The sequence below is a fragment of the Marinobacterium lutimaris genome, from assembly GCF_900108065.1.
In the GTDB taxonomy this organism is placed as follows: Bacteria; Pseudomonadota; Gammaproteobacteria; order Pseudomonadales; family Balneatricaceae; genus Marinobacterium_D; species Marinobacterium_D lutimaris.
Window position 1 is genome coordinate 1,784,315 of the sequence record NZ_FNVQ01000001.1, and the last position, 22,113, is coordinate 1,806,427.

36 protein-coding genes are annotated in these 22,113 nt (G+C 56.5%); 5 read left to right on the forward strand and 31 right to left on the reverse strand.

Going from position 1 to position 22,113, the window contains the following annotated elements; all coding sequences use genetic code 11:
* Positions 1–99: 99 nt before the first annotated feature.
* The 31 genes from C4S72_RS08275 to C4S72_RS08430 all read right to left on the reverse strand — a co-directional run bounded on the left by C4S72_RS08275 (position 100) and on the right by C4S72_RS08430 (position 19,068).
* Positions 100–1,959, reverse strand: coding sequence for a hypothetical protein (locus C4S72_RS08275; protein WP_104002540.1), 1,860 nt, complete (start codon positions 1,957–1,959; stop codon positions 100–102).
* A 6-nt stretch (positions 1,960–1,965) separates the two neighbouring features.
* Positions 1,966–2,187 carry a hypothetical protein gene (locus C4S72_RS08280; protein ID WP_104002541.1) on the reverse strand — a complete coding sequence of 74 codons (222 nt, stop codon included), beginning with the start codon at positions 2,185–2,187 and terminating at the stop codon, positions 1,966–1,968.
* Between the two features lie 17 nt (positions 2,188–2,204).
* Positions 2,205–2,597 (reverse strand): hypothetical protein, encoded by a 393-nt coding sequence (locus tag C4S72_RS08285; protein WP_104002542.1) that lies wholly within the window; start codon positions 2,595–2,597, stop codon positions 2,205–2,207.
* A gap of 78 nt (positions 2,598–2,675) precedes the next feature.
* A complete protein-coding gene (locus C4S72_RS08290) occupies positions 2,676–3,125 on the reverse strand; it encodes a hypothetical protein (protein ID WP_104002543.1) in 450 nt (149 codons plus the stop codon).
* Between the two features lie 21 nt (positions 3,126–3,146).
* A complete protein-coding gene (gene gp17 / locus C4S72_RS08295) occupies positions 3,147–3,503 on the reverse strand; it encodes a tail completion protein gp17 (RefSeq protein ID WP_104002544.1) in 357 nt (118 codons plus the stop codon).
* Positions 3,500–3,976, reverse strand: coding sequence for an HK97-gp10 family putative phage morphogenesis protein (locus tag C4S72_RS08300; protein WP_104002545.1), 477 nt, complete (start codon positions 3,974–3,976; stop codon positions 3,500–3,502). Before C4S72_RS08300 ends, gp17 begins: the two co-directional genes overlap by 4 nt.
* Complete coding sequence (locus C4S72_RS08305; protein WP_104002546.1) at positions 3,966–4,325, reverse strand: phage head closure protein; 360 nt, start codon at positions 4,323–4,325, stop codon at positions 3,966–3,968. Before C4S72_RS08305 ends, C4S72_RS08300 begins: the two co-directional genes overlap by 11 nt.
* Before the next feature lie 11 nt (positions 4,326–4,336).
* The gene (locus C4S72_RS08310; RefSeq protein WP_104002547.1) at positions 4,337–4,936 is read right to left on the reverse strand and encodes a head-tail connector protein; all 600 of its coding nucleotides are present in this window, start codon (positions 4,934–4,936) and stop codon (positions 4,337–4,339) included.
* Positions 4,933–5,127: a hypothetical protein gene (locus tag C4S72_RS08315; RefSeq protein WP_104002548.1), complete on the reverse strand. Its 195-nt coding sequence runs from the start codon at positions 5,125–5,127 to the stop codon at positions 4,933–4,935. The genes C4S72_RS08310 and C4S72_RS08315 overlap by 4 nt, the downstream gene beginning before the upstream one ends.
* 61 nt (positions 5,128–5,188) lie before the next feature.
* Positions 5,189–6,394 (reverse strand): phage major capsid protein, encoded by a 1,206-nt coding sequence (locus tag C4S72_RS08320; protein WP_104002549.1) that lies wholly within the window; start codon positions 6,392–6,394, stop codon positions 5,189–5,191.
* A gap of 15 nt (positions 6,395–6,409) precedes the next feature.
* Complete coding sequence (locus C4S72_RS08325) at positions 6,410–7,063, reverse strand: HK97 family phage prohead protease (protein ID WP_104002550.1); 654 nt, start codon at positions 7,061–7,063, stop codon at positions 6,410–6,412.
* A complete protein-coding gene (locus C4S72_RS08330) occupies positions 7,050–8,252 on the reverse strand; it encodes a phage portal protein (RefSeq protein ID WP_104002551.1) in 1,203 nt (400 codons plus the stop codon). The genes C4S72_RS08325 and C4S72_RS08330 overlap by 14 nt, the downstream gene beginning before the upstream one ends.
* Positions 8,252–9,964 carry a terminase large subunit gene (locus tag C4S72_RS08335; protein ID WP_104002552.1) on the reverse strand — a complete coding sequence of 571 codons (1,713 nt, stop codon included), beginning with the start codon at positions 9,962–9,964 and terminating at the stop codon, positions 8,252–8,254. Before C4S72_RS08335 ends, C4S72_RS08330 begins: the two co-directional genes overlap by 1 nt.
* Before the next feature lie 10 nt (positions 9,965–9,974).
* The gene (locus C4S72_RS08340; RefSeq protein WP_104002553.1) at positions 9,975–10,448 is read right to left on the reverse strand and encodes a phage terminase small subunit P27 family; all 474 of its coding nucleotides are present in this window, start codon (positions 10,446–10,448) and stop codon (positions 9,975–9,977) included.
* 111 nt (positions 10,449–10,559) lie between these two features.
* A complete protein-coding gene (locus C4S72_RS08345) occupies positions 10,560–10,754 on the reverse strand; it encodes a hypothetical protein (protein ID WP_104002554.1) in 195 nt (64 codons plus the stop codon).
* The gene (locus tag C4S72_RS26170; protein ID WP_104002555.1) at positions 10,729–11,091 is read right to left on the reverse strand and encodes an HNH endonuclease; all 363 of its coding nucleotides are present in this window, start codon (positions 11,089–11,091) and stop codon (positions 10,729–10,731) included. The genes C4S72_RS08345 and C4S72_RS26170 overlap by 26 nt, the downstream gene beginning before the upstream one ends.
* Positions 11,081–11,569, reverse strand: a complete 489-nt coding sequence (locus C4S72_RS08355) for a hypothetical protein (protein ID WP_104002556.1) — start codon at positions 11,567–11,569, stop codon at positions 11,081–11,083. The genes C4S72_RS26170 and C4S72_RS08355 overlap by 11 nt, the downstream gene beginning before the upstream one ends.
* Positions 11,569–11,817: a phage holin family protein gene (locus C4S72_RS08360; protein WP_160115472.1), complete on the reverse strand. Its 249-nt coding sequence runs from the start codon at positions 11,815–11,817 to the stop codon at positions 11,569–11,571. Before C4S72_RS08360 ends, C4S72_RS08355 begins: the two co-directional genes overlap by 1 nt.
* A 10-nt stretch (positions 11,818–11,827) precedes the next feature.
* Complete coding sequence (locus C4S72_RS08365) at positions 11,828–12,298, reverse strand: lysozyme (RefSeq protein WP_104002558.1); 471 nt, start codon at positions 12,296–12,298, stop codon at positions 11,828–11,830.
* Positions 12,299–12,655: 357 nt separating this feature from the next.
* Positions 12,656–13,210: a hypothetical protein gene (locus C4S72_RS08375; protein ID WP_104002560.1), complete on the reverse strand. Its 555-nt coding sequence runs from the start codon at positions 13,208–13,210 to the stop codon at positions 12,656–12,658.
* 18 nt (positions 13,211–13,228) lie between these two features.
* Positions 13,229–13,510, reverse strand: a complete 282-nt coding sequence (locus C4S72_RS08380) for a hypothetical protein (protein WP_104002561.1) — start codon at positions 13,508–13,510, stop codon at positions 13,229–13,231.
* 10 nt (positions 13,511–13,520) lie between these two features.
* Positions 13,521–13,814, reverse strand: coding sequence for a hypothetical protein (locus tag C4S72_RS08385; protein WP_104002562.1), 294 nt, complete (start codon positions 13,812–13,814; stop codon positions 13,521–13,523).
* Complete coding sequence (locus C4S72_RS08390) at positions 13,798–14,286, reverse strand: hypothetical protein (RefSeq protein WP_104002563.1); 489 nt, start codon at positions 14,284–14,286, stop codon at positions 13,798–13,800. The genes C4S72_RS08385 and C4S72_RS08390 overlap by 17 nt, the downstream gene beginning before the upstream one ends.
* Positions 14,280–14,654, reverse strand: coding sequence for a hypothetical protein (locus C4S72_RS08395; RefSeq protein ID WP_104002564.1), 375 nt, complete (start codon positions 14,652–14,654; stop codon positions 14,280–14,282). The genes C4S72_RS08390 and C4S72_RS08395 overlap by 7 nt, the downstream gene beginning before the upstream one ends.
* Positions 14,638–14,892 carry a hypothetical protein gene (locus C4S72_RS08400; protein WP_104002565.1) on the reverse strand — a complete coding sequence of 85 codons (255 nt, stop codon included), beginning with the start codon at positions 14,890–14,892 and terminating at the stop codon, positions 14,638–14,640. The genes C4S72_RS08395 and C4S72_RS08400 overlap by 17 nt, the downstream gene beginning before the upstream one ends.
* A 170-nt stretch (positions 14,893–15,062) precedes the next feature.
* Complete coding sequence (locus C4S72_RS25635; RefSeq protein WP_146071880.1) at positions 15,063–15,251, reverse strand: hypothetical protein; 189 nt, start codon at positions 15,249–15,251, stop codon at positions 15,063–15,065.
* A 1-nt stretch (position 15,252) separates the two neighbouring features.
* Positions 15,253–16,167, reverse strand: a complete 915-nt coding sequence (locus tag C4S72_RS08405) for a DnaT-like ssDNA-binding domain-containing protein (protein WP_235009115.1) — start codon at positions 16,165–16,167, stop codon at positions 15,253–15,255.
* Between the two features lie 2 nt (positions 16,168–16,169).
* On the reverse strand, positions 16,170–16,913 hold the full coding sequence (locus C4S72_RS08410; RefSeq protein ID WP_104002567.1) for a Rha family transcriptional regulator: 744 nt from the start codon (positions 16,911–16,913) through the stop codon (positions 16,170–16,172).
* A 774-nt stretch (positions 16,914–17,687) separates the two neighbouring features.
* Complete coding sequence (locus tag C4S72_RS08420) at positions 17,688–17,891, reverse strand: hypothetical protein (RefSeq protein ID WP_104002569.1); 204 nt, start codon at positions 17,889–17,891, stop codon at positions 17,688–17,690.
* Between the two features lie 59 nt (positions 17,892–17,950).
* The gene (locus tag C4S72_RS08425) at positions 17,951–18,796 is read right to left on the reverse strand and encodes a hypothetical protein (protein WP_104002570.1); all 846 of its coding nucleotides are present in this window, start codon (positions 18,794–18,796) and stop codon (positions 17,951–17,953) included.
* 80 nt (positions 18,797–18,876) lie between these two features.
* Positions 18,877–19,068: a Cro/CI family transcriptional regulator gene (locus tag C4S72_RS08430; RefSeq protein ID WP_104002571.1), complete on the reverse strand. Its 192-nt coding sequence runs from the start codon at positions 19,066–19,068 to the stop codon at positions 18,877–18,879.
* Between C4S72_RS08430 and C4S72_RS08435 the strand changes: the two genes are divergently transcribed.
* The 5 genes from C4S72_RS08435 (at position 19,067) to C4S72_RS08455 (ending at position 22,088) form a co-directional block, all read left to right on the forward strand.
* On the forward strand, positions 19,067–19,888 hold the full coding sequence (locus tag C4S72_RS08435; RefSeq protein WP_160115473.1) for a LexA family transcriptional regulator: 822 nt from the start codon (positions 19,067–19,069) through the stop codon (positions 19,886–19,888). The genes C4S72_RS08430 and C4S72_RS08435 overlap by 2 nt on opposite strands.
* 16 nt (positions 19,889–19,904) lie before the next feature.
* The gene (locus C4S72_RS08440) at positions 19,905–20,678 is read left to right on the forward strand and encodes a hypothetical protein (RefSeq protein WP_104002573.1); all 774 of its coding nucleotides are present in this window, start codon (positions 19,905–19,907) and stop codon (positions 20,676–20,678) included.
* A gap of 205 nt (positions 20,679–20,883) precedes the next feature.
* Positions 20,884–21,195, forward strand: coding sequence for a hypothetical protein (locus tag C4S72_RS08445; protein WP_104002574.1), 312 nt, complete (start codon positions 20,884–20,886; stop codon positions 21,193–21,195).
* A gap of 138 nt (positions 21,196–21,333) precedes the next feature.
* Positions 21,334–21,840, forward strand: coding sequence for a helix-turn-helix transcriptional regulator (locus C4S72_RS08450; RefSeq protein ID WP_104002575.1), 507 nt, complete (start codon positions 21,334–21,336; stop codon positions 21,838–21,840).
* On the forward strand, positions 21,837–22,088 hold the full coding sequence (locus tag C4S72_RS08455) for a hypothetical protein (RefSeq protein ID WP_104002576.1): 252 nt from the start codon (positions 21,837–21,839) through the stop codon (positions 22,086–22,088). Before C4S72_RS08450 ends, C4S72_RS08455 begins: the two co-directional genes overlap by 4 nt.
* The last annotated feature ends 25 nt before the right edge of the window (positions 22,089–22,113 follow it).

A 22,113-nucleotide genomic window follows, 5' to 3' on the forward strand; every position in this document is an offset into this window, starting at 1 on the left:
CGGGCTTCTCGTAGCGTTTACACGCATGTATTTCAGACTTACCACAATTAATAACCTTTAGTCTCAAACCGCGTCAACTTCTATTTCCCGGCGCGTGACCTAAGAGCCTGATGCAGCACGGGAAAGCATGTCGGCGAGTGTTGATGCTTGATCGAGCGGAGCAGTCACTGTTGCACTGGCAGTGTTTGCGCCATCTTTCGCAGTGATTACGAATGAGCCAAGGCTTTTAGCGCCAGCCGCACCACCAATCAACCCTTCATTTAACTTGGTGATCGACTCGTTCAACGTGATCAGTGAGTCATTGAGGATGTTTTGTGAATCCAGCATCAACTGCTGGTTTTCGCTGGATTTTGCCTCTTCCAGGTACTGGCGCATGGCGCCCATGTCGAACTCATCGGCGAGCCCGCGGCGGGCGAAGTCCTGAAACATGGTTTCCATGCGGCCCAGGTATTCGTTCGCCTGATCGGTGTTGCCGGCGTCCATGCTGTTTTGATACATGCGGGCGGCCTGCTGGAAGCCATCATTCATCTGGCGATCGCCGTAACCCAGAACCTTGTCACGGTTACCGCTGCCATCTACCGCGGCGTTGTAGCCAAGCTGGGTTTCCGTGAGTTGTTTCAGCTGTTCGTTGTAGCGCTTTGTCTCTTCAGCCAGCAGGCGCTTTTTCTCGGCCTCGGTGATCTGGGCGGCGTTGATCTCGTCGATCTGTTTTTTATGTTTCTGTTGTGCGGCGGCGGTTTCGTCGTACTCAGCGATCAGCTTTTGGTATGCCTCAGAATTAGCCTCAGGAGCGCTGGCAATGCTGTCGATATAGTTCTGACCGTCAGGTGTTGATGACGATGTTTTACCAGCATCAATACCCGCAAGTACGCTCGACTTCATATTGTTCGGCAGGTTCAGCAATGTCTGAACAGTTTCATCCAGCTTTGCATCGTACTTCTCTAACTCGGCAATTTCCTTTTCGAGCCTCAATGCATCATGGAAAGCAGTTAGGTCGACGTCAAAACCGAGCGTGCCGGCGATAGCAACCTGGCGTTTTTTAAATTCAGCATCAAACAGCTGAATCTCTTTAAACCCAATTTTAATATCGTTTACATATCGCAAAACTTCGCCAGCGCCTTTAATAACCGCCGCGAAGATGTTTACCATACCAATCGCAACACTCTGGGCTACAGCATCCATGCCACCGGCTTGCTGGATAACCTTTTCAATGTACTTGAGCACCTCATCCAGCGGCCCAGCCATATAAACGGTCAGCTTCTCGCCAAAGGCGCCGAACAGGTAATCGATGTTGGTGCGGGTATCGTTATAGGATTCAACGATGGCTGCCTGCTGCCGGGTGATCGCTGCGCCGAGTGAATCAAACTTGGCAGCGGCCGCATCCAGATCGCTGGCCAGGGTGTTAACCAGCGCAACGCCTTCAGAGTCGAACAACTTCATGGCCAGGCGCACACGATCGCCCTGGTTCTCTACCGCTTTCATCGCCTCTGCGATGGCGTAGAACTGTTGGTCCGGCGACATTCTTGCCAGGTCGGCAGCGGATAAACCGAGCTCTTTAATCGCGTCCTTGGCTTCGCCCGTTCCCTGGGCGGCTTCTGCCACGCGGCGCGTCATGCGCTGCAATGCCATGTCGGTGGTGCCCATGGCTACACCGCTCAATTCACCCTGGTACCGGAGCTGCTGCAGTGCCTGGGTAGTGACGCCCAGCTTGTCAGATGTTTTGGCCAGGCTGTCGATCACTGCGGCGTTGTCGTTCACCATGCCCAGCAGATACACCGAGGTACCCGCGGCTGCAGCACCTACCGCCGTGATGCCGATGGCAACACCTTTGGCGGTGCCTTCCATGACATCGCCCCAGCCGTTCGCCTTCTTGCGCGTTTTATCGAGCTCCGCGACGAGCTCAGCACTGTTCGCACCCAGGGTGACAACCAGGGAGGCGATGGTGGAGGTAGATGCCATGGGTGATTACCTGTTGTTGCGCTTGCGCTGCTCTTCCAGCTTGCGCTGGATATAGGCGGTTTTTTTCTGAGGGGTATCGCAGGTGCTGAACTCGATCTTGTTGCGATAGCTTTGATCGTTCTTCAACCGGTCGAGCGCCATAAACTCAGTGATATCTTCATCACTGTATTCCTGCTCAATCTGCCACACGGGTTTGCAGTGCCGGTCCGCCAGCGACACCAGGTACATGCGCAGCGGCCGGCTGATCAGTTTTTTGCGGCGGCGTCGATATCGATCAGCGGGTTCAGGCTGATGGCTGCCTGGTAGATGCGGTTCATGTCCGTCTGGTTGGCGTTTTCCAGCAGCGGCAGGTCTTCATCGGTAAAGACCTGCTCCAGGGTTTCCGGGTCAACCACGCTGACACGCACGGCAACGGCACGCAGAGAGGCAGTCGCTTTGTACTCCTCTTTGTTTTTCAGCGCTTCCGACTCTTTCAGCCGCTCCTTAGAGAGCAGCTTATCGAACTGGTCGCGCTGGCCGCTGGTCCACTGAACAACGGTGACGGTTTCGCCGTCCAGCAGTTCGCCGGCGTTTACGGTGTCGGTTTTCCGGGGTTTCTGGCAGTTGGCCAGCATGCGCTCACGCAGGGATTTCGCCATGGTTGCTTGTGTCCTTCGGGGTCTTGATGGGAAGTGAACAGAGCTTCAGCAGTCGATCAGCCGACAGCAGGCCGGCGCTTACGCCCCGGTCAGCGGCTCAAACGCGGGAATCTCCAGAGTTTTAGTTTTCATGCGCATCTCCAGCGTTGCCTTCATGTCGGCATCGACCTCGACGTTTTCAGACGGGGTGATTGGGTCGCGCTTAAAACCAACAGTCCACTGCTGTGCATATCCGTTTGGCCACATCCAGGTGAACACCCGGTCAGTAACATCATCGAATGCAGTTTTTGCCTCGGCGATCGCATCTGCGCTGGCTTTGACGAAGTAGGTCAGCGAGGCCTCGCCGGTGCGCAGGATGCCAAATCCAACGCCTTCGACGCCGCCTTTAAGAACGCTACGGTCTTTTTCGTTGCGGGTCTGCGCCGGCGGCGTAAAGCCATCGTGCTGCTCAAACTCGATGTCTTCAGTGCCCGCTTCGTTGCGGATGAAGAAGCGGGAGCCTTCTGTCGGGATAATTTCATCAGGCACGGCTGTATCTCCTGTTTTGCGTTAATAGCCACGGATGGCGTAATCAAGGGCGTATCGGTAGAGGTTGGATTCATCCTCATGCAGAGGAATATCGTTGAAGCAGTTGCCGTAGCCTTTCATCGCCTCGATGATGGCTTTGCGAATGTTGTATGCGGTCTGTTCGTTTTTGGCCCAGGCGTTGATGGTAATCACCCGGCGGGCATAGCCGGTGTAACCATCGCGCAGCGTGTTGATCGGCTGGCTGGTTGGCTGAAAGTAGGTGATCGCCGGCAGGTTGCCACGCTCTTTCAAAGTGCCTGCGTAGATATTCGCGCTGCTGACAAGCGCCAGCACACCGGCGTCTGCGCGAAGCCGGTCTTTGACGCCGCTCATGCTCATTTCTTGGTCCTGCTCTGTCGCTTGATGGCGCGCTTGATGGCTTTGGCGAGCTCTGCCTTAAACGTCACCAGCACACGGTCGTAGTTCAGCAGCAGTGCCGGCCTCAAGAATGGGTCCGCTTGCTGCTTACTGGTGCCGTATTCCTGAGCAATCGCCGCGTGAATAACATGGCTCAGCTTGCGGCGACTCTTTGAGCCATCACCCGCGGTTTCGGTGACGCTTTTCTTGGTAGCGCCTACGTGGATATCGACAGCCCTGCTGCGGCCGCGCCGCGGCTTACTGGAGCTGATGACAATGGCCTGGCGAAGATCGCCGCTATCTTCACCGGCGCCGATGGCCGCCGATATCTGAACCGGCTCCATGGCCTTGCGACCAGCGGAGCGAAGCGTTTTAACGCCGGTCTCAGCGCCCAGGCTAATCAGTTGCTTTTCCAGGTCATCCAGGCCGCTTACATAGAGCCGTTTATTGGCCATCCGGCGTGATCTCTTCGCAGAGGCAGATCAGAGACTCGCGCTTTCCATCAGGATCAATGGGCGTCGCTTTCAACTGGAAATAGCGATCACCGTGCTTGATCCGCATGGCGGAGTGGATGAACGGGCCGATCTTGTACCGAATACGCACGTTGATAGGAGAGGTGACGGCCACATGATCATTCGCCCAACGTTCGCGGCCGGTGGTCTGCCGGACCTCGGCCCATACGGTCAGCGGCGAACCATTAACGACAACATCCTCCCAGCTATCGGTATCCGGGTAGCCGTTATCGGATTCACCGCCTGCCAACTGCTGGAACGTCACTCGGGTGTTAAGTGGACCTGCGCGCATACGCCCTCCGTTTATCCGATACGGTGGATTTTGTAAGGATCGAGCAGCGCATGAACGCCCATCGGCAGTTCGCTGGAGATCGTACCGATCACCACGGATTCACGGTTGGCATACAGGTGCCCGATGATCAGCAGCAGCGCACAGCGCACATCTGGTGGTAGATCTTCATCGGCGTAGCCCACGGTAGCGGTGATGGTAACGCTTTCCGGCTCATCGATGGTGTCGGGCCACTCGGTACCCCACTGCGGCGCCAGCGTTGGGTACAGCGGGCGAGTATCCAGGCGCAGTGGTGGAGCATTGAGGGTTTGCGTCTCCCCTTCCGGATCAACGTATTCGACGCTATCGACCGACTGAACCGGCGTCCATGGCAGTTCGACGGTGTTGCTGAGTCCCTTAATCGACTTTGGGAAGCAGCTGGCCAGGGTGGTGACGTAAAGCGTGCTGGCCGGGAAACCGTCGAGCACCAGGGTTTCGGTGCGGTCCACAAACGACCGCCCGGTCATATTCTCGGCTGTCTTGTACGCCGCCGCGATCAGCGCATCAAAGAGCGCATCTTCCTCAGCGAAGGTTTCGGCCCGGCAGTGAAGCCGAGCTTCAGCCTTGGTGATCATTTGTCACCGTCGCCCGATGCTTTGTCGCCGCCCTGCTCTGGAAGCTTCCCACCCTTCTTGGCTACTTTCAGATGCTCGATAGCGACTTCAGCACAGCGGTCGCTGACTTCTTGAACACCCTTCTCAATTTCGATGACGTTGTTTCCGCCTTCGGCAAACTTGAACGATTTTTCAACAGTAATGATTGGCATGGTCTAAATCTCCAAATCAGATAGATAAGCGGCTGAGGCCGAAGCCCCAGCCATTCACCGGTTAAACGCTCAGGGTAAGCACCTTGATCGCATTGGAGTCAGTGACCATGCCGCCAACGCGCTTGGTGGTGTAGAAACCCACGTTCGGCTTGTTGGTGTACGGATCGCGCAGCACGCGGGTACCGATACGGTCAACAATGGTGTAGCCGCGATTGTAGTTACCGAAGGTCATGGCGTTGGCGTCAGCTGCAACGGCCGGCACGTCTTCGTTCTCTGCAATGCCATATCCCAGCAGAGTAGACGGCTGATCCAGCTGCAGGCCCGGCTGCCAGATATAGGCGCCGTTGCCATCCTTCAAGGTACGAACCTTGCCAACGGTCAGCTGGGGCATCATGAACCGAGCACCCCGACGGTAACCGGCTTTCAGGCTATAGATCAGATTAATCAGATCGTCAGCATCGAAGTCCCCAGCCACACCGGAGTGCACCTTCTGGATTTCACCAAAGGTGCGGGTTGCATCCGGGTTGGTGGACAGGGTGTATGCCAGAATACCCTTCGGCTTGTTGGTGCCGTTGCCTGACATGAATGCAGCACCTTCCTGCTGAGCGAACTCATAGGCGACTTCGTCAGTCAGCCACGCTTCAGCATCGAAGAACATGTCGTCGAGGCTGGTCTGGGTTGCCTGCGGGTTGGCGTAGATTTCACCCATAAAGGCGACGATCTGCGCCAGGGTCGGGGTACCGGTCGCGGAGCGGGCTGCGGTTTCACCGACCCAGCCTGACGCGGCGCCACCCAGGTTAACCAGTTTCTTGTAGTCGCTGGTGGAGATGCTGATCTGGTTGCACAACTGACGCATCGGCGACATGTCGCGCTCGACTTCGATCAGGGTGCGGTCCAGCTCTTCCGGCACGGCATAGCCACCATCTGCATCGGTACCGATGCTGAGCGCCTTCTGTTCCAGTTCGCGCAGACCGTCCTCAGTGCCTTTACGGATGAAGGTACCGAAAGCAGCTTTGTGTTCGACGACTTCCTTGCTCTTGGCACCGGTTACACCAGGGCGCTTCAGAGCGGCTAATTCATCCTCGAGCTGTTTCTTGTAGGTTTCGTACTCAGACAGCTTTTCGTTCAGGGAGTCGACGGTGCCGGCCAGCTTGGACTTTTCAGCCTCAATGCCTTCCAGGCGTTTGTCGTTTTTGGATTTGAACTCGTCGAACTTTTTGCCGAACTCTTCAGCAACCTGTTCGATATCTTTCAATTCAACAGCCATGATGGTGTCCTCGCGTTAGATGCGGTTAATCAGTGATTTCAGGGATTGCAGTGCTTTCTCTTGCTCCGCATCTCGCGGCGCTATTGCGGCGTAACCCTTGGCCATAAAGGCCTGGGCTTGCGCCTTGCTGAACCCTACCTCTCGCAGGGTTCGCTCAACGTCGGATGGGCGCGGCGTCTCGCCACGCTCCAGCGCACTTTTGACGTTGGAGATTCGAGCTTCATCGTTGGATGGGAAGGTGACCAGGGAGACCTCCCAGAGGTCGATATCTTTAAGCAGCCAGGCGTCTTTGGCGCTGTCGTACTCCGAGTCGTTGATCATGTAGCCAATGGAAAGGCCCCCAAGGCTGCCAGCCTTCATGTGAGCATGGGCGCGTTTCGCCAGAGGGTCGTCATCAATGAGCAGCAGACCTTTGACATAGAGGCCGTGTTCATCCTCTTTCATCTCGGTGTAGACGCCGATTGGCTCCTGCATGTTGTGTTGCCACAGCAGCGCAGGGAGTCGGCCTTTTTCACTCCAGCTGTCCAGCGTGTTCTTAAATGCGCCGCGAACGACGATGTCGTCGTGACTGTCTTTGTTACCGAAGACGGATCCATAGCCTTCGAACTCACCATTTTCGCTGACGGCCTTGATGGTCAGCGGGACGTCAAGACGCTTAGTTGCCAGCATTGGTGCTCTCCGGTTTTGTGGTCATGTTCGTTGGAGTCAGGTAAATGTCGCCGCCTGCCCGCGGATTGAGGTCTTCCATGTCGCGGCACTCGTTGGGGCTGAGAATGCCCCACTGAATCCCGCGTCCGTACGATTCGTAGCGGGTCTTTTGGTCACCACGAAGCAGCGCCCCGGCGTTGAATTTCGCGTAATGGGTTGCCCTGTCTTTTGGCTCAAGCAGGCCAATGCGAACCCGGTGTTCAATGCGCGTCAGATAAGGCACCAGCGAGTAGCTCACAAAGCTCATGGACTGGTGCTCAATGTTGCTGAAGGTGGCCCGGTCAAGGTTGGCGATCATGTGCGGCGGCACGCGGTAGATGGCGCAGATCTCGTCACGCTGGTATTTGCGTGTTTCCAGGAACTGGCTGTCTTCCTGGTTGAGCGCGATCGGCTTCCAGTCCAGCCCCATTTCCAGAATCATCGGCTTGTGTGCGTTGGTCAGCCCGGTCTGGTTATCGTTGAACTGCTCTTTCAGGCGCTCGAAGGCTTTGTCTTCAAGCTTTTGCTCAGTCTGCAGAACACCACTTGTTACCGCTCCGTTCTTGAACAGGCGTGCGCCGTGCTCTTCGGTAGCCAGGCCCAGGGCGATTGCCTGCCGTGCATAAGCCACCGGGTTCAGCCCGGTCAGCCCGTCGAGTGTCAGTGTGCGGACGTGCCATATCTTTTCCTGAGAGAACGTGTCGGTTGTACCGTCACGAAAGGTGACCTGGTAACTGACGGACCAGTCATCGTTCAGCTTCGGCTTTACGGCGCCAGGATCGATAGGCAACAGCTCTTTAACCTTGCCCATGACGGTGACTTTGTAGGCGTAGAAATTGCCGCGCAGGCCAAGGCATGCGATCACGAGCTCCCAGAATTCCTGGGATGTCATGTACCCGTTCGGCGCGATGGCAAGAAGCTCGTACAGGGGATGATCGACCGCAGGGCGGCGCATATCGCCGGCGTCGCTCATCAGCTTGCATGGCAGCATGCCGACTGACTCTGAAAGCACCCTGATACAGGCGAACACAGTCACAAGCTGCATCGCTGACTGCGGTGTTACCCGGCGTCCGGTGAACGATTCCGCACCGACGCCCAGGTAGGCAGCCAGCTTTTCGGGCGTGTCGATGACGTCAGACTTTCGCCCGAATAGCTTGTTGAATATGCCCATTAAAGCGTCCTGATTCCGTGTTCGGCGATGTGGTCGGAGAGGGATGGATCTGTCGGGGCATCGCTGTTGATTGCCCTGCCCAGCGCCATGAGGATCGCGACGATGCCGTCGATCTTGTTCTCGTTGCGCTCTTTTCGGGGATAGATGTTTTCTTTCGCGTCGGTCTTGGCGACCACGTTGCTGGCCATCCAGGTGAGCACTGGATCTTCCGAGTGCACGAAGCGCTTGCCGGTAATGGCGGCTTCCATCTCCCGCATTGGCGGGCTCATGTTCTGAACGGTGTTGCGGTACTCGACTATCTCGGCGCCGTCCTTCATCAACTGGTGCGCCAGCTGGGTGGCACGCCATGGATCGTATGGCACTTCGATAATCTGGAACAAGCTGGCGAGGTCTTTGACCTCTTCGCGGATCTGATCGAAATCGATCTCCTCGCCATCGGTGATGGTGAGGTGTCCGCTGTTCTGCCAGGTCTCATAAGCAGCCCGGTTATTCCCGGCACGCTCGATGGCACCTTCCGGCAGATAGTGCCGACAGAAGACAATCCACTTGTCCTTCCCGGTTTCCGTTTGGTCTCGGAATAGCAGCGCCACATCGGCAATGTCGGTTTTACTCGCCAGATCTATCGCGGCCCAGCACTCGCGCCCAACGAACTGATCGAGCGTCAGGCTTCCATCACCGCAGCTATGCCAGTCGGCCATGTTGAGCCAAGCCGTTCGCGCGCTGACCCAGACGTTCAGGTGTTTGGTCAGGAATGCGTTGGTTCGACTCGGATACCGGATGGCATCGCGCTGCTGCTTCAGCAGGAATTCATCGAATACCGAAACGCCGTAGTTCGGGTTTGCCTTCCGGAGTATCGACGGATCTTGCCAGTCATCGTCAGGGTCGATGGTGTAGATGATGGCGAACAGTTCATCGTTCGGCATCACACCGTCGAGCATCTGCTGCGCCTGGCGCCGCTTGTCGTAACAAGGCCCGGCCAGGTTAAACCCGGCAGTGGTGATGATGAACATCAGACCCTGCTCACGGGCGCCCATGCCGGTCAGCATGGTGTCGTATTGCTCGGGCGTATCGTGTTCGTGGTATTCGTCAATCAGCGCACAACTTGGAGAACTACCGTCGCCCGGGTTACCGATCAGCGGCTCAAAGCGCGATCCATCGGCAGGGCTGCTGATGTTCTTCGCCATGATCTCGATGCCGGCCGCCTGGCGTAACGCCGGTGTTTTCTCGAGCATCAGCTTGGCGGGCCTGAACACCTCCCAGGCTTGTTTCTCGGTGGTGGCTCCGCAGTACACCTCAGCGCCGTATTCACCATCAGCGCAGAACATGTAGTTGCCAACCACCGCGGCTATCACGGACTTGCCGTTCTTTCGCGGGATCTCGCAGTAGGCTTCAGTGAACCGGCGCAGGCCTGACTTCTTCCTGAGCCAACCAAACACGCAACTGAAGATGAACAGCTGCCAGGGTTCGAGCTTTATCCGTTCCTGCTTCTGCGCCCACTTGCCTTTTGTGTGCGGGAGAAGCTGACCAAATACAGCCACCTTCTCGGCTGCATCCTTGTCGAACCGGTACGGGTAGTTCTTCGCCTTCGACTTCTTCAGGTCATCGATGTGACGCTGGCAAGCCTGCCTTACTTCCTTACAGGCCAGGATTCGGCCAGCCACCACATCACGGGCGTACTTGTTTGCCGCATTGACGTTTGGGTAGCTGGCCATCGCATCTCACTTATCCCTTCTTTTTCCCAAGCAGCGCGGCAAATGGGTTTTCTTCTTCGGCACCGGGAACAGCAAGTCGCGCACGACTGGCCGGATCCAGCCCGAGCGCTGAACCGAACATCGCCATTTGTTTGAGCGACTCGTTGATCACCGTCGCAGCGGGGTTCTTTACTGGCCCCCCGGTAGCGCCTTCAACAACCGGGCCTTCTTTCGCGTAGTGCTCTTCCGCATCACGCCAGCGACTGTAAGCTGAACAAAAGGCCTCCAGATTATGGAGATCCGTGGCCGTCAAAATCTTTGAGCCGACCAGCCACTCAGCCAGGTGTTCCCATGCTTCGGCGCCTCTTTCGCTCAACCAGCAGGGAGCAACCGGAACTTTCTTGAGAGCATCCACTTTGGGCTCATCCTTGTTCGTGGAACGCTTGCCGGCGTTGCCCTGCAGCAGCTTGAGCTCCGTCGGTTTTGGCTTTCTTCCGCGTGTCATAGATGAGAACCATTCGCGCCGGATTTAATTTTCAATTTCGCGGCGATAAAAATTCGACTTGGGCGGCGGTGTCCGAGCTCACAACTCTCAGAGATTTACCCCGCCCCTCCCCTATGCACCAGGGTGGTGCTTATCGGACGGCTTGGCCTTTGTCCGCCCCACTTTCACACCGCGGTCGATCATGGCCTTCACTTTCGTCCAGTTCGGATCGAGCCCGGTCAGCCTGGCGGTGATGATCACGCCGTATATGTACCACCTCAACCACCAGGAGATGCGCACCTCAAGAACCAGCTTGCTTGCGGCCATGGGCTGCTTCCTTCTGGGTCTTGGCGTCGTGGCACGGCTTGCAGATCGCCTCCAGGTTGTGGTCGTCGTCGGTGCCGCCTGATTGTTTGTTGATGATGTGGTCAACATGAACCGCGGGGGTTGTTCTGCCTGCTCGCTTGCACGGCTGGCACAGCCACCTGTCCCGCTTCATGATCGCGTCTCGCTTGCGGCGCCAAGGACGGCCTCCACGGCCTGAACCTTTACGACTGGCGAACGGCTTATGCAGGTGTTCGTGCTCTTCGCAGTAGCCGTGTGCGGCGGTTGTCTTGCCTGAGCATGCTGGCGCTCGGCACGGGCGTGGTGGTTTACTCGGCATTACCCCACTCCTTAACGCTCACTCGGTCAGCATTGCACTCTTGGAAGAACTGCTCGGCAGCGGCGATGTACTCTCCATACGTGGGCCGAGGTCTGGTAACGGTAGCGGATCCGTCCAGATTCTCGGGACTGGTTCCCGTCGAACCTGAGGCACGGTCTCTGAACCGAAACAGCCGGAGAGCAGCAGACTGAGGAATAGGAGTGTTGAGGCAGTCGTTATCCGACCTGGCCGCTGCCAACTGTTCAGCGAGCGCATCGGCTTCCTGCTCAATCCATTGGCGATCGCGAGCGGTCGCAGCCAGCATCTGATCTGTCTGATCATACCGCGCGCGCTCCTCTCGGATAGTGTTGCTCAGATGGGTGATTGCCTGGTTGGCCTGATTAAGGTCAGACGACAAGCTCACAGCTTTGTAGACAAAGAACCCGAGCCCAACAACAAGCGCAACAAAGATCGTTGTGATCGCAGTTCGGGCAGACACTACTCTGCGTCCATCTCGTTCGGATCAAGGCCCGCGTCATACATCTCAGCGCGGCGGGCATCTTCCCGGCGCTTGTAGTACCAGGTCATGAATGTGGTGATGCCAGCGAACAACACACCGAAAGCGCCGGCGTTATCGTTGAGCGCCTGAAGAAACCAGTCGCCTACAACCAAGGTACCTGACGCGAGATACGCAATGATCGCCCAGACCTTGGTGGCGATGGGCTCGATGTAACGGTCCAGATCCACCACTGGCTCCTTAGATTTTCGTGTTCGCATCATTCAGACCCGACAAGCACAGTTCGCGCTCTTCAGCGCGACGCTTCACCAGCCCTGGCAGTTTGATCCCCTTCGCATAGACCCAACGTGTCAGCTCGTTGCATGCGCCCCGATGATCTCCGGCATTCAGTTTCCGCAGCAAGGTGCTGCTTTTAAAAGCACCAGTGCCGACGTTGTAGGCAAAGGATGTATATGCCGCTTGTTCCTCATGCGATAGCGGGACAGCAACGCTGTTGCTTACCGCTAAACCAAACCGTATCGCTTCATCCAGCAGCAACGCATCGCATCGTTCAGGAGTCGTGGTATCGCCAATTTCTACCCCGTAGGTATAACCGAAGCAGATGGTAGGAACGCCAACAGGGTCTAAATACGCAACAGTGCGCATCCCCTCGAAGCTGGCTAATGCCGACAACACCAATGCCAGCCATGTCTTTTTGCTTGGACTGGTCATGATGAGCCTGTAATTGAAGATGGCACTCTCGCAGAGCCCGCGCCCAATCCACCGCTGTTGATGGCAGTTTCAAGAGTCATTCGTTTAGATGGCTGCGGGGATTCCTCGCACTTACGTTCATCAACAGAACAAAGTGGTCAAGGGTCAGTACAACATGCTGCACACATCCCCTTATCGCCGACTGAAAATGGCACGCATGCATGAGGTTTCAGGCAACAAAAAACCCCGCCGAGGCGAGGTTCTTTGGTTTGCGGTCACTAAGACCAAGATAACTGCAATGTAGCTTTCCCCCCGGAGATAATCAAGGGGTTTGCTGTATAAATTTACATGCTGTTCAAAAGTACAGTATTAACAGCTTCACCCCATCGCCAGAGCACCGGCGTTAAGCTCAGTTTTAATCGCCTCATAATCATCCAGCGCCAGGAGTTCGAGAGCGACGATCTCGCGCGCCTTGGTCAAGCGACCCTCGTAGGCCTTCAGCGTCAAGCCGAAGTGCGCAGCGATCTGTGGCTGGGTCCAGTCGCGATAATATTCGTTGGCCAGAATGGCTACGGTATAGCGATCGGGCACCTTTCCTTTCGCCAGTACAAATTGAAAACCGGAGCAACGAACACAGCAGTGATCATCATGAGCTACGCCGCGGCAGTCAGGACAAACGCTCGGGCGGCCAAACATGAAAATCGCCCGCTCGAACAGCGCATGCTGCTCACGAACAAAGAGGCTTTCATAGATCGCCTTATCGTTTGAGCGATCCATACCCGAACGCTCAGGAAGAAAGCCTTTGTGATCACGCCACACCTGGATTGAATTCGGCTGGTGCCAGCCTGCAGGATCCGGCCCCTGCCTGACCCAACCGACATAAACCTCGACCAGCTTATTGATCCGTGCTCGCAGTGATTCTTCGATCGCCATACTTCCTCCCCGTCCGCCTTAGGAATACTGATCAAGCACCCATTCATCCCAATCAAAATCGCATTCGTCATCGGTCCGACAGCACTCCACAACCTGCCCGCACTCAGGGCAGCAAGGCTCAAGAACCAAAACTTTTGTACCGGGCGGGAATCGCTTCGCATCGAGCGTAAGGATGTCCAAAAAGTCACCATCCATATCGCCCTCGCAGTACGTTCGCCACTGTGGCCGCATTTGGTCCGCGTTTTCACCGGCATAAAGGTCCGGCCTCATTTCGGCTTGCATCGTCTGGCTATGGCTCATCAGAACATCCTCAATCAATCTTGCTGCCAAGGTGCAGAGTTGATGACCTCAGCTTGCGGTTTTCCGACTCCAGTTCACTGTTCCGGCGGTCAAGGCTGTGCGCCAGTCGGGCTAGAATGTCGTTCGCCTGGTCTTCAGGGATCGGGTCGCCGTTCGGCATCTGCCACCCGAGCGCATTACAGGCCGCGCAGGTGTACTCATGGACGGCACCCTGCCCGACGCCACCATTGCAGCTGGTGCAGGGCTTCAGCCCCGGGTGTTTGATCACCAGGTCCGGCCCCACCTTCTTAGCGACTCGCGACATCGTTCAACCTCCGTTCCCGGGTGCCAAACAGCGCCAGCATGGCGGCATCGCGTTGATCCTCGTTACTGCGTCCGGTCCAGCCGGTGATACGGTTGAATAGAGCCGCGTCCTTCTTTGTCTGCTTTGCGTAACCACCCAAGGGCTTAATTGCCACGTAATCAGCGCCAGCTTGCTTCAAATAGGCCACAACCAGACGGCCAAGGCACTTCACGCGGCCGACATCCTGGCTGATCTTTTCGCGGATCTTCTGCTTCTGGACGGGGGTTAGTGGCTTTTTACCGAAATTCTTTGGGAACGTGGGCTTCGCCAGTTCAACGTCTTCAACAACGAACTTTGCGCCAGCCTCCACGTACTGATCGATCAGCGTCATCAACTCGAACAAATGCAACGCCTTCATATCGACAAGCTTGGCGCCATTGGCGATACCTACACCGCACTTCTCCTGGTCCGGATCAATCCCGATGGTCAGCATCCAGGGCGAACCTCTCTCACTTTGTAAACCGAGCATATTTCCTTCTTCGTGAACACCCGCAGCTCCGTCCAGTCCTCACCGTCACCCATATCAAGCTGTGCGCCTGCAAGATTCGGGCGCCAGCTGTTCGAAACCTTCATCGCCAAAAAGCGGAGTTCACGCTCCCAGTCCAACCAATGGAAAGTTTCAACCTCACAACGGTTCCGAACCTCCAACATCAACCGCGCCTTACTTGCCAACGTCGGCGTTAACACTACTACTAGGCGGTACTGATCCACGTTGGTGAATAGGTGCTGGCGCGTATCCATCGAGTGTGAGAAACGAGCGTAGCGCCACGCTTCTTTCCACTGTTCACGGGGTGACAACATCAGTCATACCCTCCAGCTCTTTCAGAATAACTTGCCCCGCTGCAGCGATATCAGCCTGCGACGACTCAGAAAGGTTCGTTGCCATCTCATGCAGCTGGCGCACCGGTATATGCAGGACCTCGCGGCACGTCGCCAGGTGATCAGTCAGCGCGCTGTGTTCCTCTGCATTCGCGAGGATCATCGCCAGTGTCATCGCGTTGTGTCGTTGCCGCTCAGTAATCAGTTCAGTTCTTTCCATTAGCCCGTTCCTCTCGTCGTATTCGACGCATACGCTCGCCGATATCCTTCTTCAGCGCCTCTGACTTGCCCTTTGCCCAACGTTCCATCCCATCCGGTGATCGCTTAAGCAGCGCCCTCGCTAAGCAATCACGACGATGACTCTCCTCGGCATCAAGACTGGCCACCACGTCACCCTCTACCAAAGATCGAATCAAAAGGATGCGCTGGCGCTTCTTTAAGCCTGGTCAGCTCAACAAGCGCATCAAGCCGTCGCTGATTGCATGGGGCGCAGATGTAGGCGATTCCCTTTCGAAGGGTTGCGTCACGAATCTCACCCATCGACTTGCGGCAAACCGTACACTTAATCTCTTTAGCCATCTCAATCACCCCAGCTCGTATCGTGAATATCCATCAACGCAGCAGACACTTGCCGGCGTGCTTCCCGTCGATCGACTGCTGGCGCAGCAGACCCGGCTGGCGGCGGCATTACACCGGTGTATCCGGTTGCATGGCGCTTCAGGTGGCGAATCAGCTTGTGCTCCCACTGAGACTGGGTGTGGGCTACCGCCTCGCCGTTCCAGTAGCTGCGAAACTCACCCAGGATCTCGTCCGCCTGGTCTGTCTCGATCTTGCTCAACACAACGCCAGCTGCCTGAGCTCGCTCGTAAAACCCGTCGCGCGGCACCCATTCGAAATGCATCTCGAAGCGTTCACGGCTATCCGACGCTTTCGGGAACGGCACCACAGCGCCAGCACTGCTCGGTTGGTCAAACAGGGCCTGCTCGTGATCAGGGAGTTGATCAGTGGGGATGTGATCAGGGTCGAACGCGCCAGCTGCGTCATGCTCGCCGGCGTCGTCGGGTTCAATGACTGATTCACTGATAGGTTCTGTGACTGGTTCTGGGGTCAGATCTTGACCGGGTCCCGGGCAGATGTTGACCGGGTGGGGGGCAGATTCTGACCGGGTAGGCTTTGAATTCTGACCGGGTTTATTCTTGACCGGGTCAGATTTTGACCGGGTCAGATTTGAGCTCTTACCCTTCGCGATAGTCAGCACATAACGGTTGCTGCTGCGTCCATCGTTGCGCTCTTTAATCTTGATAAAGCCATCATCAGCCAGCGCCTTGATATGAGACTTCACCGTGCTGCGGCCCATTTCGCACTGATCGGCCACATGTTGGTAAGAAGGCCAGCATTCGCCGTGATCGTTCGCGTTATCTGCCAGCTTGATCAATACCAGCTTACGGCCTGGGTTGCCGATGCGTGCCTGCAGCGCATCAACCATTAACTGCATACTCACCGGAACACCTCCGCACCGTGCCCGTAATGGCCGTTCCAAGTCGCCTTCATAGGCAACTCACCAGCCGTGTACATTTCAAAAAGACGCACAGCGCCAGCCTTCAACAGAACCGGGTAGCGGCTCTCCTGCTCTTCTTCGGTAATAGGGTGTCTGAAGTGACGGGTACGCTCCGCCACAAAACGATCCCGAAAGCGGCTATTCACGCGCCAGCCGAAGCCATCACGCCGGATCCAGCCTTTATCCGCCAGGTAGTTCTGGATCTTCTGGCAGTTCACGCCATTGAGTGATCGGGCAAAGTCCACGATCTTCATACCTTCCGCGAAGTAATCGCGCAGATGGGCGTTCTCAGCGCTCAGGCGGTCATGTTCAAGCGCCAGCTGTTCTCGCTGCTCAACCGCATCGGCCCAGGCGCGGGCGGCAGCAGCGGGGTTATTAAAGTCCGGCAGCTGCGGGCGGGATGCCTGCTCTTCGAGCTCCTGCCAGCGGTCAACGAGGCGGGCTGTAAATTCGGGCGAAAGCTGAGCGACGATAACGTGACTGTCACGCTTCCCTACGCTATAAACCGTGCCAGGGCGGCCGCCGGTACCCTTTTCCTCAGTCTGAGTAAAAGTGATCACGCCCCTCGCCCGCAGCGAATCCATCGTCCGCTTAACGTTGTCGTGACGAGAACCAAGCAACTCCGCTATCTCTCGGCTGCTCATCGTCAGGTGGGTGTTGTTCAGGTGCTGTATCTGGTTCATACTTACCTCAGCTCCAGCGTGAGTTATTGAAGCCCCGGTTGCCGCCAAGCATATGCCGGGGCTTCGTCGTTTCTGGGGTATCGATTACTTACCGCCCATGACGCGCACCTCCCTTACCTGGTTAATGCTCTCTGGTCTTAAGTTGGCTTCCGCCTTCACCCAGAAAGCCCCAGTGAAGGGGCTGAATAGGGCCGGTTACTCTTCTTCCGGCGATACGCTATCCGGTATCAGGTAGCCACCGGGTTCGCCCCGGGGTGCAGCTGCTGTCTGGTGGCTCAAACAGCAGCGCTATGTACGGCCTACCTCCTCACCTCCAGCTCACGACTGCAAATCGGATTACCGGCGAACCGGCACGGCCTCTCTGGGTTGTATTCGGTGTTACGCTGTTTTTATCTCGCGCTTACGCGCCCACTTGCAGGCAGTATTCAAAATTCCGAGCCCTTGAAACGTCTTATCTCCTGCCCTTCGGCGTTCCATCTTTCGGTGCTTGCGCTGGTTCTGCTTATCGTTCGCGTGAATCATCTTTCTCTCCCGTCTCAGCAACTGACTCAGAACACTCCGCGCGGCTCCTTTCTGCCTGCCCAGGCTCCGCATTTACCTGGGTGCTTAATGCCCTGATCACTTACCCCTCCGTTGTCGCCACCGGTGGAGGGAATCCGGCATATGAACGGGCGCTACCCCGCGGCTTGACGTTTATTCACCATCCACGCGCAACTGCACAGGGAGAGTCAGACCTGTTGCTAACGCTTCCGAACCGAACGCCCACGTGACGCCTCACCGCTCACTCGCTGTAAAATCGAGAACCTGCCGGCAGCGGCGCGCCTTCTCCTGCGCACCCTGGTGCGGCGAATACTTGCTGCCGTTTCGGCGCTGCCGGGTAAAGCGCTGCTGCCCGCCGCCGTAATACGGTAGGCTGAGAGAAACCCCGGGGATCTGCGCCAGTGCCGCCGCTACCGCCAAACCAATTCGACCTTTCATCGCCTATCCTCTTGCTGAATAAAAAGCCCCAGTACCAAGCACCAGGGAACTGCTTGGGCTTACTCGCCGTGAACGCCTGCAAACCGCGCCAGCGCATTCGCTGACGCCTCCATCATCGAAGCAGCCACCTTCCCGCCGCGCTGGCGCATAACCTCAGCGCCCTGACGGTTAAACGCGATCATGTCGTGAATATTCCGGGGCGGGGTCGGCTGATTAGTCAGTTCTCGCAGCTGATCCAGCGCCAGCTGCAACTGTTCCTGGTCGGAATCAATCACCGGTAACGGGTGCGCCAGCTCATCCACGCTCACTACCTCAAGATCGTCAGCAGCGAAGCCACCAATCGCCTCACCGGGCTCCGCGTCATCCGCACGTTCTTCAGTGGTTACAACGACATCGCGCAGGCCGGCCATCGCTGAAACCGTCTCGGTAAGCAGTAGCGGGGTTTCCTGTACCGGCTCGGTGCCGGATACCCAGGCTTCAAGGGTCGGCTCGTAATCGGCATCAGAGTGATCGATGGCGGGCTCACTGGTCGGTGCGACCTTGGCCTTGGGTCCGGCGCTAGCCGCGGTAAAATCAGCCGCCAGGTCGGCAGGTGTCTTAGATGCGCCAGCAGCAGCTGGAGCAGCCCGGCTCATACCCACCTGATCAGACGATGTATGGATCGATGCCTTATCGGCTGCAGCCAGCTGCTGACCGCCCGTTGCAGTCACATACCAGTTGGCCACCCCACCGATGAACGCGTTCTTGTTCGCCAGGCCTTTCTGGCGCAGCGACTTCAGCGTCCCGCCCAACGCCTGCAGCGTCGTGTGAGTCTGCTGTTTCTGGAAAAGATGCTGCGCTTCACACGGGCCGTGCTCTTCCAGCAGCTTCAGGGTCTGGGTTTGCGTAGCGTTCAGGTCGATCATCGTGCACCTACTGTATAAATTCACATGGACCTCAGCCGACTAAAAAAAACGGCTACCAGCGGCAATACTGGTAACCGTGGTCAGGCGGCGTTCCCTTTTGAACCGTTTTGAGAGGTGACCTTAGGCTCGGCGTCGATGATCTCTTTGAGTTGGTATTGACGCAGCAGCGGGATTTCTTCCGGCCACTGGCGTACCGCCTCATAGGTAATCCCTAGGGCTTTGGCCAATTCAGAGATGCCACCAAAATGTTCGATTGCTTCGGAGCGTGTCATGTCGTCCTCCAGTCACTATGCGGAGATTCAAGCATGCTTGAACTTAAAATACAAGCATGCTTCACAAGCGCACTTGTATATTCAGCCCATGAATACAGTTGATAGAATCCAAGAGCTCCTAACTCATCACGGCATACCAAAGCGCGGTATGCGGCGTGCGCTCGAGCGCACATGCGGGATCAGCTATCAGGCAGTGAGCCAGTGGTTTTCGGGCGAGACTACAAACATCAAAAACGAACACTTGGCGGCGATCGCCAAGGAGTACGGAAGCTCACTAGACTGGTTAATATCAGGCGTCGGTCCGATGATTACGGGCAAAGAATCTTCGAGCTTATTCCAGGTAGCTGAAGGCCACACCCAATTCGATGTAGAACCAACTTCTGAATGGATGACAGTAAGGGTGCCCGTCATGGATCAGGCATTTTCGGCTGGCCAGGGAGCAGCCGCTGAGCGCATTGAGGATTTCGTAGACGGCTATGAAGCCATCGACCAGGAGACCCTGGACCGCCTTCAGATACTTCCTGGCTGCGCAAGGGTGATAAAAATTAGAGGCGACTCGATGTGGCCAACGTTCTTCGACGGCGACAAAGTCATCGCTGACACAAATAGCGTCAAACTGATCAACCAGGGCGTGTTTGCTTTCGAGTTTGACGGCGACCTCAAGGTGAAACGCTTCTTTAAGCGCATCGACGGCAGCTGGCTGGTATCGAGTGATAACAAAGACGATCCGAGTTATCCAGACGAGGTTATAGCGCCGCACAATGCTATGCAGTTGCGAATAATTGCGCAGATCAAAGAACTGAGGTCGCGAGCCATATAAACCAAAGGAGTCAGGGATGGGCTTTCTCGTTTTTATCGCCGTTTTGTTGGGTATCGTTTTTCTGATCAGGCGCAGCTCAGCCCCTGGGCCTGGCGAAGTGCGGGAACAGTCAGGCTTCGTTACCGGAATGGGGATCGGGGCCATCGTTTTAGGAGTTATAGCGATAGCAACCGGCTGGGTTCCTTTTTTGGGCGTCGTAGCATTACCCATCGCTGGCTTTGGTATCGTAGTAGCACTGATTGGGCTGCTGGCTGGGATTAGGACTTCTTCCGTTGGAATGCCTGTTGCGGGCGTCATCCTTTGCGCGCTTCCGCTCGCGTGGCAGGGAATGTTCTTTGGGGCGATAACATCCAACGCCTACGATGATTACACGAAGCGGGCTGCAGCTTCGGCTCAAGCATCCACTGAAACCCCAGCAAAACAAGAACTCCCAAACAAGCAGAGCTACATCAACAACAGCCTTGAGCTCTACGGAATCTCATCATCCTATTACAACGCCAGTTCTGGCCTCCGAGTTCCAGGGGTCGACTTTAAAATCCGCAACAACGGCGACCACTCGCTAGATCGCGTCGAGGTCACATTCTACTTTCTCGACTCGGCCGGCCAGGTCGTGTTTGAAAAGAGCTACAACCCCGTTTTAGTTACGACCTATGGCAACGAGCCGCCATTGAAACCTGGCTATATCTGGCAGCAACAGACTGGAAAGTTTTACCGTGCTGACGGGGTTCCCAGCGAATGGGAAGAAGGCCTCGTCCGCACTGCAATAACGGATATCGAGTATTCAGAATGAAGGGGTTAGCCGAAGAGTTGCTTCTCCCCCTACTCCGGCCGATCTGCAGAATCATCGGGCATAAATGGAAGTACCAGTGCACCAATGAGCATGGAAAGGTTTTCAGGTGCTATCGCTGTAATCGGGTATGGACGACCGGAGACGGCGTTATCAGATAACCCCAATAGGCGCAGGATGCAGTCGTGCCGACAAGGAGAGCAAAACCATGAAGAAAGCCCTATCCGCCGCAATCATCGCGGCCTCACTCCTCGCAGCCACTCAGGCGCACGCCCTTCGAATAGACAAGCCGGGCGGCGGCTCAGTCCTGATCGATGCAGGCGACTCAATTACCAAGGTCCGCAATACCCTCGGGCGCCCTACCGCATGGGATACTGCCAAGGTCTGCAAAAGCCCTACCCGGTCGTCCTGTCGTGGCGATAAAGCCTGGGGGACTCGCTACCAGTACCAGGCCAACGGTCGCACCTACATCATCGATGAATACGACGGCATCGTTACCCAGGTTGAAGTCCTGAGATAACCCCTTTTCGCCCTCATCGAACCCGCCGAACTGGCGGGTTTTTTATTGCCTGCATAAATTTATACAAGCTTACTTGCATATCAAGTTAAAGCATGCTTTCATTAATTCAAGCTTACTTGAACTTTGAGGCATGCGGAGATGATCACAGAAACCAAAAACGGCTATGCCGCAGCAGGCTGGGAAGCTAGCCCAGGGAAGCTCTCAAACGGGCTGAACCTGACCAAAGCTGGCGCCATGGTCATGCTGATGACGTTCTGCGGATTCACCGCTAAAGAGATCGCCAAAGCTCGCGGGTGCAGCCCTAAAGCCATCAAGCAGATCAAAGCCGACGTCTACTTCAAAACCGGTACCGATAAAGCCATCAAGGCGATCAACAAGCTGCTCGATGAAGGCGCGCTACACCGCCTGCCGGTGATACTGCTCGCCGCGCTACTCGGCAGCGTCAGCATCACGTCGGCCAACGACCTCGACCACGATATCGAACGCCAGGGCCGCACACGCCGCACGACTCAACGGACCAAAACAGGCCGTCGCAACCGCTCTGCGGGCGCCAGCCTGGACCGCATGTTCTCGGACCTGGATTTCTGGCTCAGCGGTACCGCGGGTGACGTCTACACCTACGCCGATATGCGAGGTGCCGCATGAAGCCTGAAGAATTCACCCTGCTCGACGGCGTAGCCGTGCTGCTGCCCTACTTCGGCCTGATCACTGGGGTGCTACTCCTGGCCATGCTGCTGGCGCCCATCGTCGCCGGCCTGCAAGCCTGGCACAACGGCGAAAACGTCCGTGAGGCCGTCCGCATCTTCGTCCACGTCGAAATCTACCCGCTGCCGGGCATGACCAGCACCACCGGCCAAAAGCCAGCCAAGCGCCAGCACAGGAGCGCCAGCTAATGGGACGCGAACACGAACAGCGCCA

What these genes read in the sequence shown, in the direction of transcription:
- C4S72_RS08275 (WP_104002540.1), bottom strand. Translation starts at nt 1,959, where the DNA reads ATGGCATCTACCTCCACCATCGCCTCCCTGGTTGTCACCCTGGGTGCG.
- C4S72_RS08280 (WP_104002541.1), bottom strand. Translation starts at nt 2,187, where the DNA reads ATGTACCTGGTGTCGCTGGCGGACCGGCACTGCAAACCCGTGTGGCAG.
- C4S72_RS08285 (WP_104002542.1), bottom strand. Translation starts at nt 2,597, where the DNA reads ATGGCGAAATCCCTGCGTGAGCGCATGCTGGCCAACTGCCAGAAACCC.
- gp17 (WP_104002544.1), bottom strand. Translation starts at nt 3,503, where the DNA reads ATGAGCATGAGCGGCGTCAAAGACCGGCTTCGCGCAGACGCCGGTGTG.
- C4S72_RS08300 (WP_104002545.1), bottom strand. Translation starts at nt 3,976, where the DNA reads ATGGCCAATAAACGGCTCTATGTAAGCGGCCTGGATGACCTGGAAAAG.
- C4S72_RS08305 (WP_104002546.1), bottom strand. Translation starts at nt 4,325, where the DNA reads ATGCGCGCAGGTCCACTTAACACCCGAGTGACGTTCCAGCAGTTGGCA.
- C4S72_RS08310 (WP_104002547.1), bottom strand. Translation starts at nt 4,936, where the DNA reads ATGATCACCAAGGCTGAAGCTCGGCTTCACTGCCGGGCCGAAACCTTC.
- C4S72_RS08315 (WP_104002548.1), bottom strand. Translation starts at nt 5,127, where the DNA reads ATGCCAATCATTACTGTTGAAAAATCGTTCAAGTTTGCCGAAGGCGGA.
- C4S72_RS08320 (WP_104002549.1), bottom strand. Translation starts at nt 6,394, where the DNA reads ATGGCTGTTGAATTGAAAGATATCGAACAGGTTGCTGAAGAGTTCGGC.
- C4S72_RS08325 (WP_104002550.1), bottom strand. Translation starts at nt 7,063, where the DNA reads ATGCTGGCAACTAAGCGTCTTGACGTCCCGCTGACCATCAAGGCCGTC.
- C4S72_RS08330 (WP_104002551.1), bottom strand. Translation starts at nt 8,252, where the DNA reads ATGGGCATATTCAACAAGCTATTCGGGCGAAAGTCTGACGTCATCGAC.
- C4S72_RS08335 (WP_104002552.1), bottom strand. Translation starts at nt 9,964, where the DNA reads ATGGCCAGCTACCCAAACGTCAATGCGGCAAACAAGTACGCCCGTGAT.
- C4S72_RS08340 (WP_104002553.1), bottom strand. Translation starts at nt 10,448, where the DNA reads ATGACACGCGGAAGAAAGCCAAAACCGACGGAGCTCAAGCTGCTGCAG.
- C4S72_RS08345 (WP_104002554.1), bottom strand. Translation starts at nt 10,754, where the DNA reads ATGGCCGCAAGCAAGCTGGTTCTTGAGGTGCGCATCTCCTGGTGGTTG.
- C4S72_RS26170 (WP_104002555.1), bottom strand. Translation starts at nt 11,091, where the DNA reads ATGCCGAGTAAACCACCACGCCCGTGCCGAGCGCCAGCATGCTCAGGC.
- C4S72_RS08365 (WP_104002558.1), bottom strand. Translation starts at nt 12,298, where the DNA reads ATGACCAGTCCAAGCAAAAAGACATGGCTGGCATTGGTGTTGTCGGCA.
- C4S72_RS08375 (WP_104002560.1), bottom strand. Translation starts at nt 13,210, where the DNA reads ATGGCGATCGAAGAATCACTGCGAGCACGGATCAATAAGCTGGTCGAG.
- C4S72_RS08380 (WP_104002561.1), bottom strand. Translation starts at nt 13,510, where the DNA reads ATGAGCCATAGCCAGACGATGCAAGCCGAAATGAGGCCGGACCTTTAT.
- C4S72_RS08385 (WP_104002562.1), bottom strand. Translation starts at nt 13,814, where the DNA reads ATGTCGCGAGTCGCTAAGAAGGTGGGGCCGGACCTGGTGATCAAACAC.
- C4S72_RS08390 (WP_104002563.1), bottom strand. Translation starts at nt 14,286, where the DNA reads ATGCTGACCATCGGGATTGATCCGGACCAGGAGAAGTGCGGTGTAGGT.
- C4S72_RS08395 (WP_104002564.1), bottom strand. Translation starts at nt 14,654, where the DNA reads ATGTTGTCACCCCGTGAACAGTGGAAAGAAGCGTGGCGCTACGCTCGT.
- C4S72_RS08400 (WP_104002565.1), bottom strand. Translation starts at nt 14,892, where the DNA reads ATGGAAAGAACTGAACTGATTACTGAGCGGCAACGACACAACGCGATG.
- C4S72_RS25635 (WP_146071880.1), bottom strand. Translation starts at nt 15,251, where the DNA reads ATGGCTAAAGAGATTAAGTGTACGGTTTGCCGCAAGTCGATGGGTGAG.
- C4S72_RS08405 (WP_235009115.1), bottom strand. Translation starts at nt 16,167, where the DNA reads ATGCAGTTAATGGTTGATGCGCTGCAGGCACGCATCGGCAACCCAGGC.
- C4S72_RS08410 (WP_104002567.1), bottom strand. Translation starts at nt 16,913, where the DNA reads ATGAACCAGATACAGCACCTGAACAACACCCACCTGACGATGAGCAGC.
- C4S72_RS08420 (WP_104002569.1), bottom strand. Translation starts at nt 17,891, where the DNA reads ATGAAAGGTCGAATTGGTTTGGCGGTAGCGGCGGCACTGGCGCAGATC.
- C4S72_RS08425 (WP_104002570.1), bottom strand. Translation starts at nt 18,796, where the DNA reads ATGATCGACCTGAACGCTACGCAAACCCAGACCCTGAAGCTGCTGGAA.
- C4S72_RS08435 (WP_160115473.1), top strand. Translation starts at nt 19,067, where the DNA reads ATGTCGTCCTCCAGTCACTATGCGGAGATTCAAGCATGCTTGAACTTA.
- C4S72_RS08430 (WP_104002571.1), bottom strand. Translation starts at nt 19,068, where the DNA reads ATGACACGCTCCGAAGCAATCGAACATTTTGGTGGCATCTCTGAATTG.
- C4S72_RS08440 (WP_104002573.1), top strand. Translation starts at nt 19,905, where the DNA reads ATGGGCTTTCTCGTTTTTATCGCCGTTTTGTTGGGTATCGTTTTTCTG.
- C4S72_RS08445 (WP_104002574.1), top strand. Translation starts at nt 20,884, where the DNA reads ATGAAGAAAGCCCTATCCGCCGCAATCATCGCGGCCTCACTCCTCGCA.
- C4S72_RS08450 (WP_104002575.1), top strand. Translation starts at nt 21,334, where the DNA reads ATGATCACAGAAACCAAAAACGGCTATGCCGCAGCAGGCTGGGAAGCT.
- C4S72_RS08455 (WP_104002576.1), top strand. Translation starts at nt 21,837, where the DNA reads ATGAAGCCTGAAGAATTCACCCTGCTCGACGGCGTAGCCGTGCTGCTG.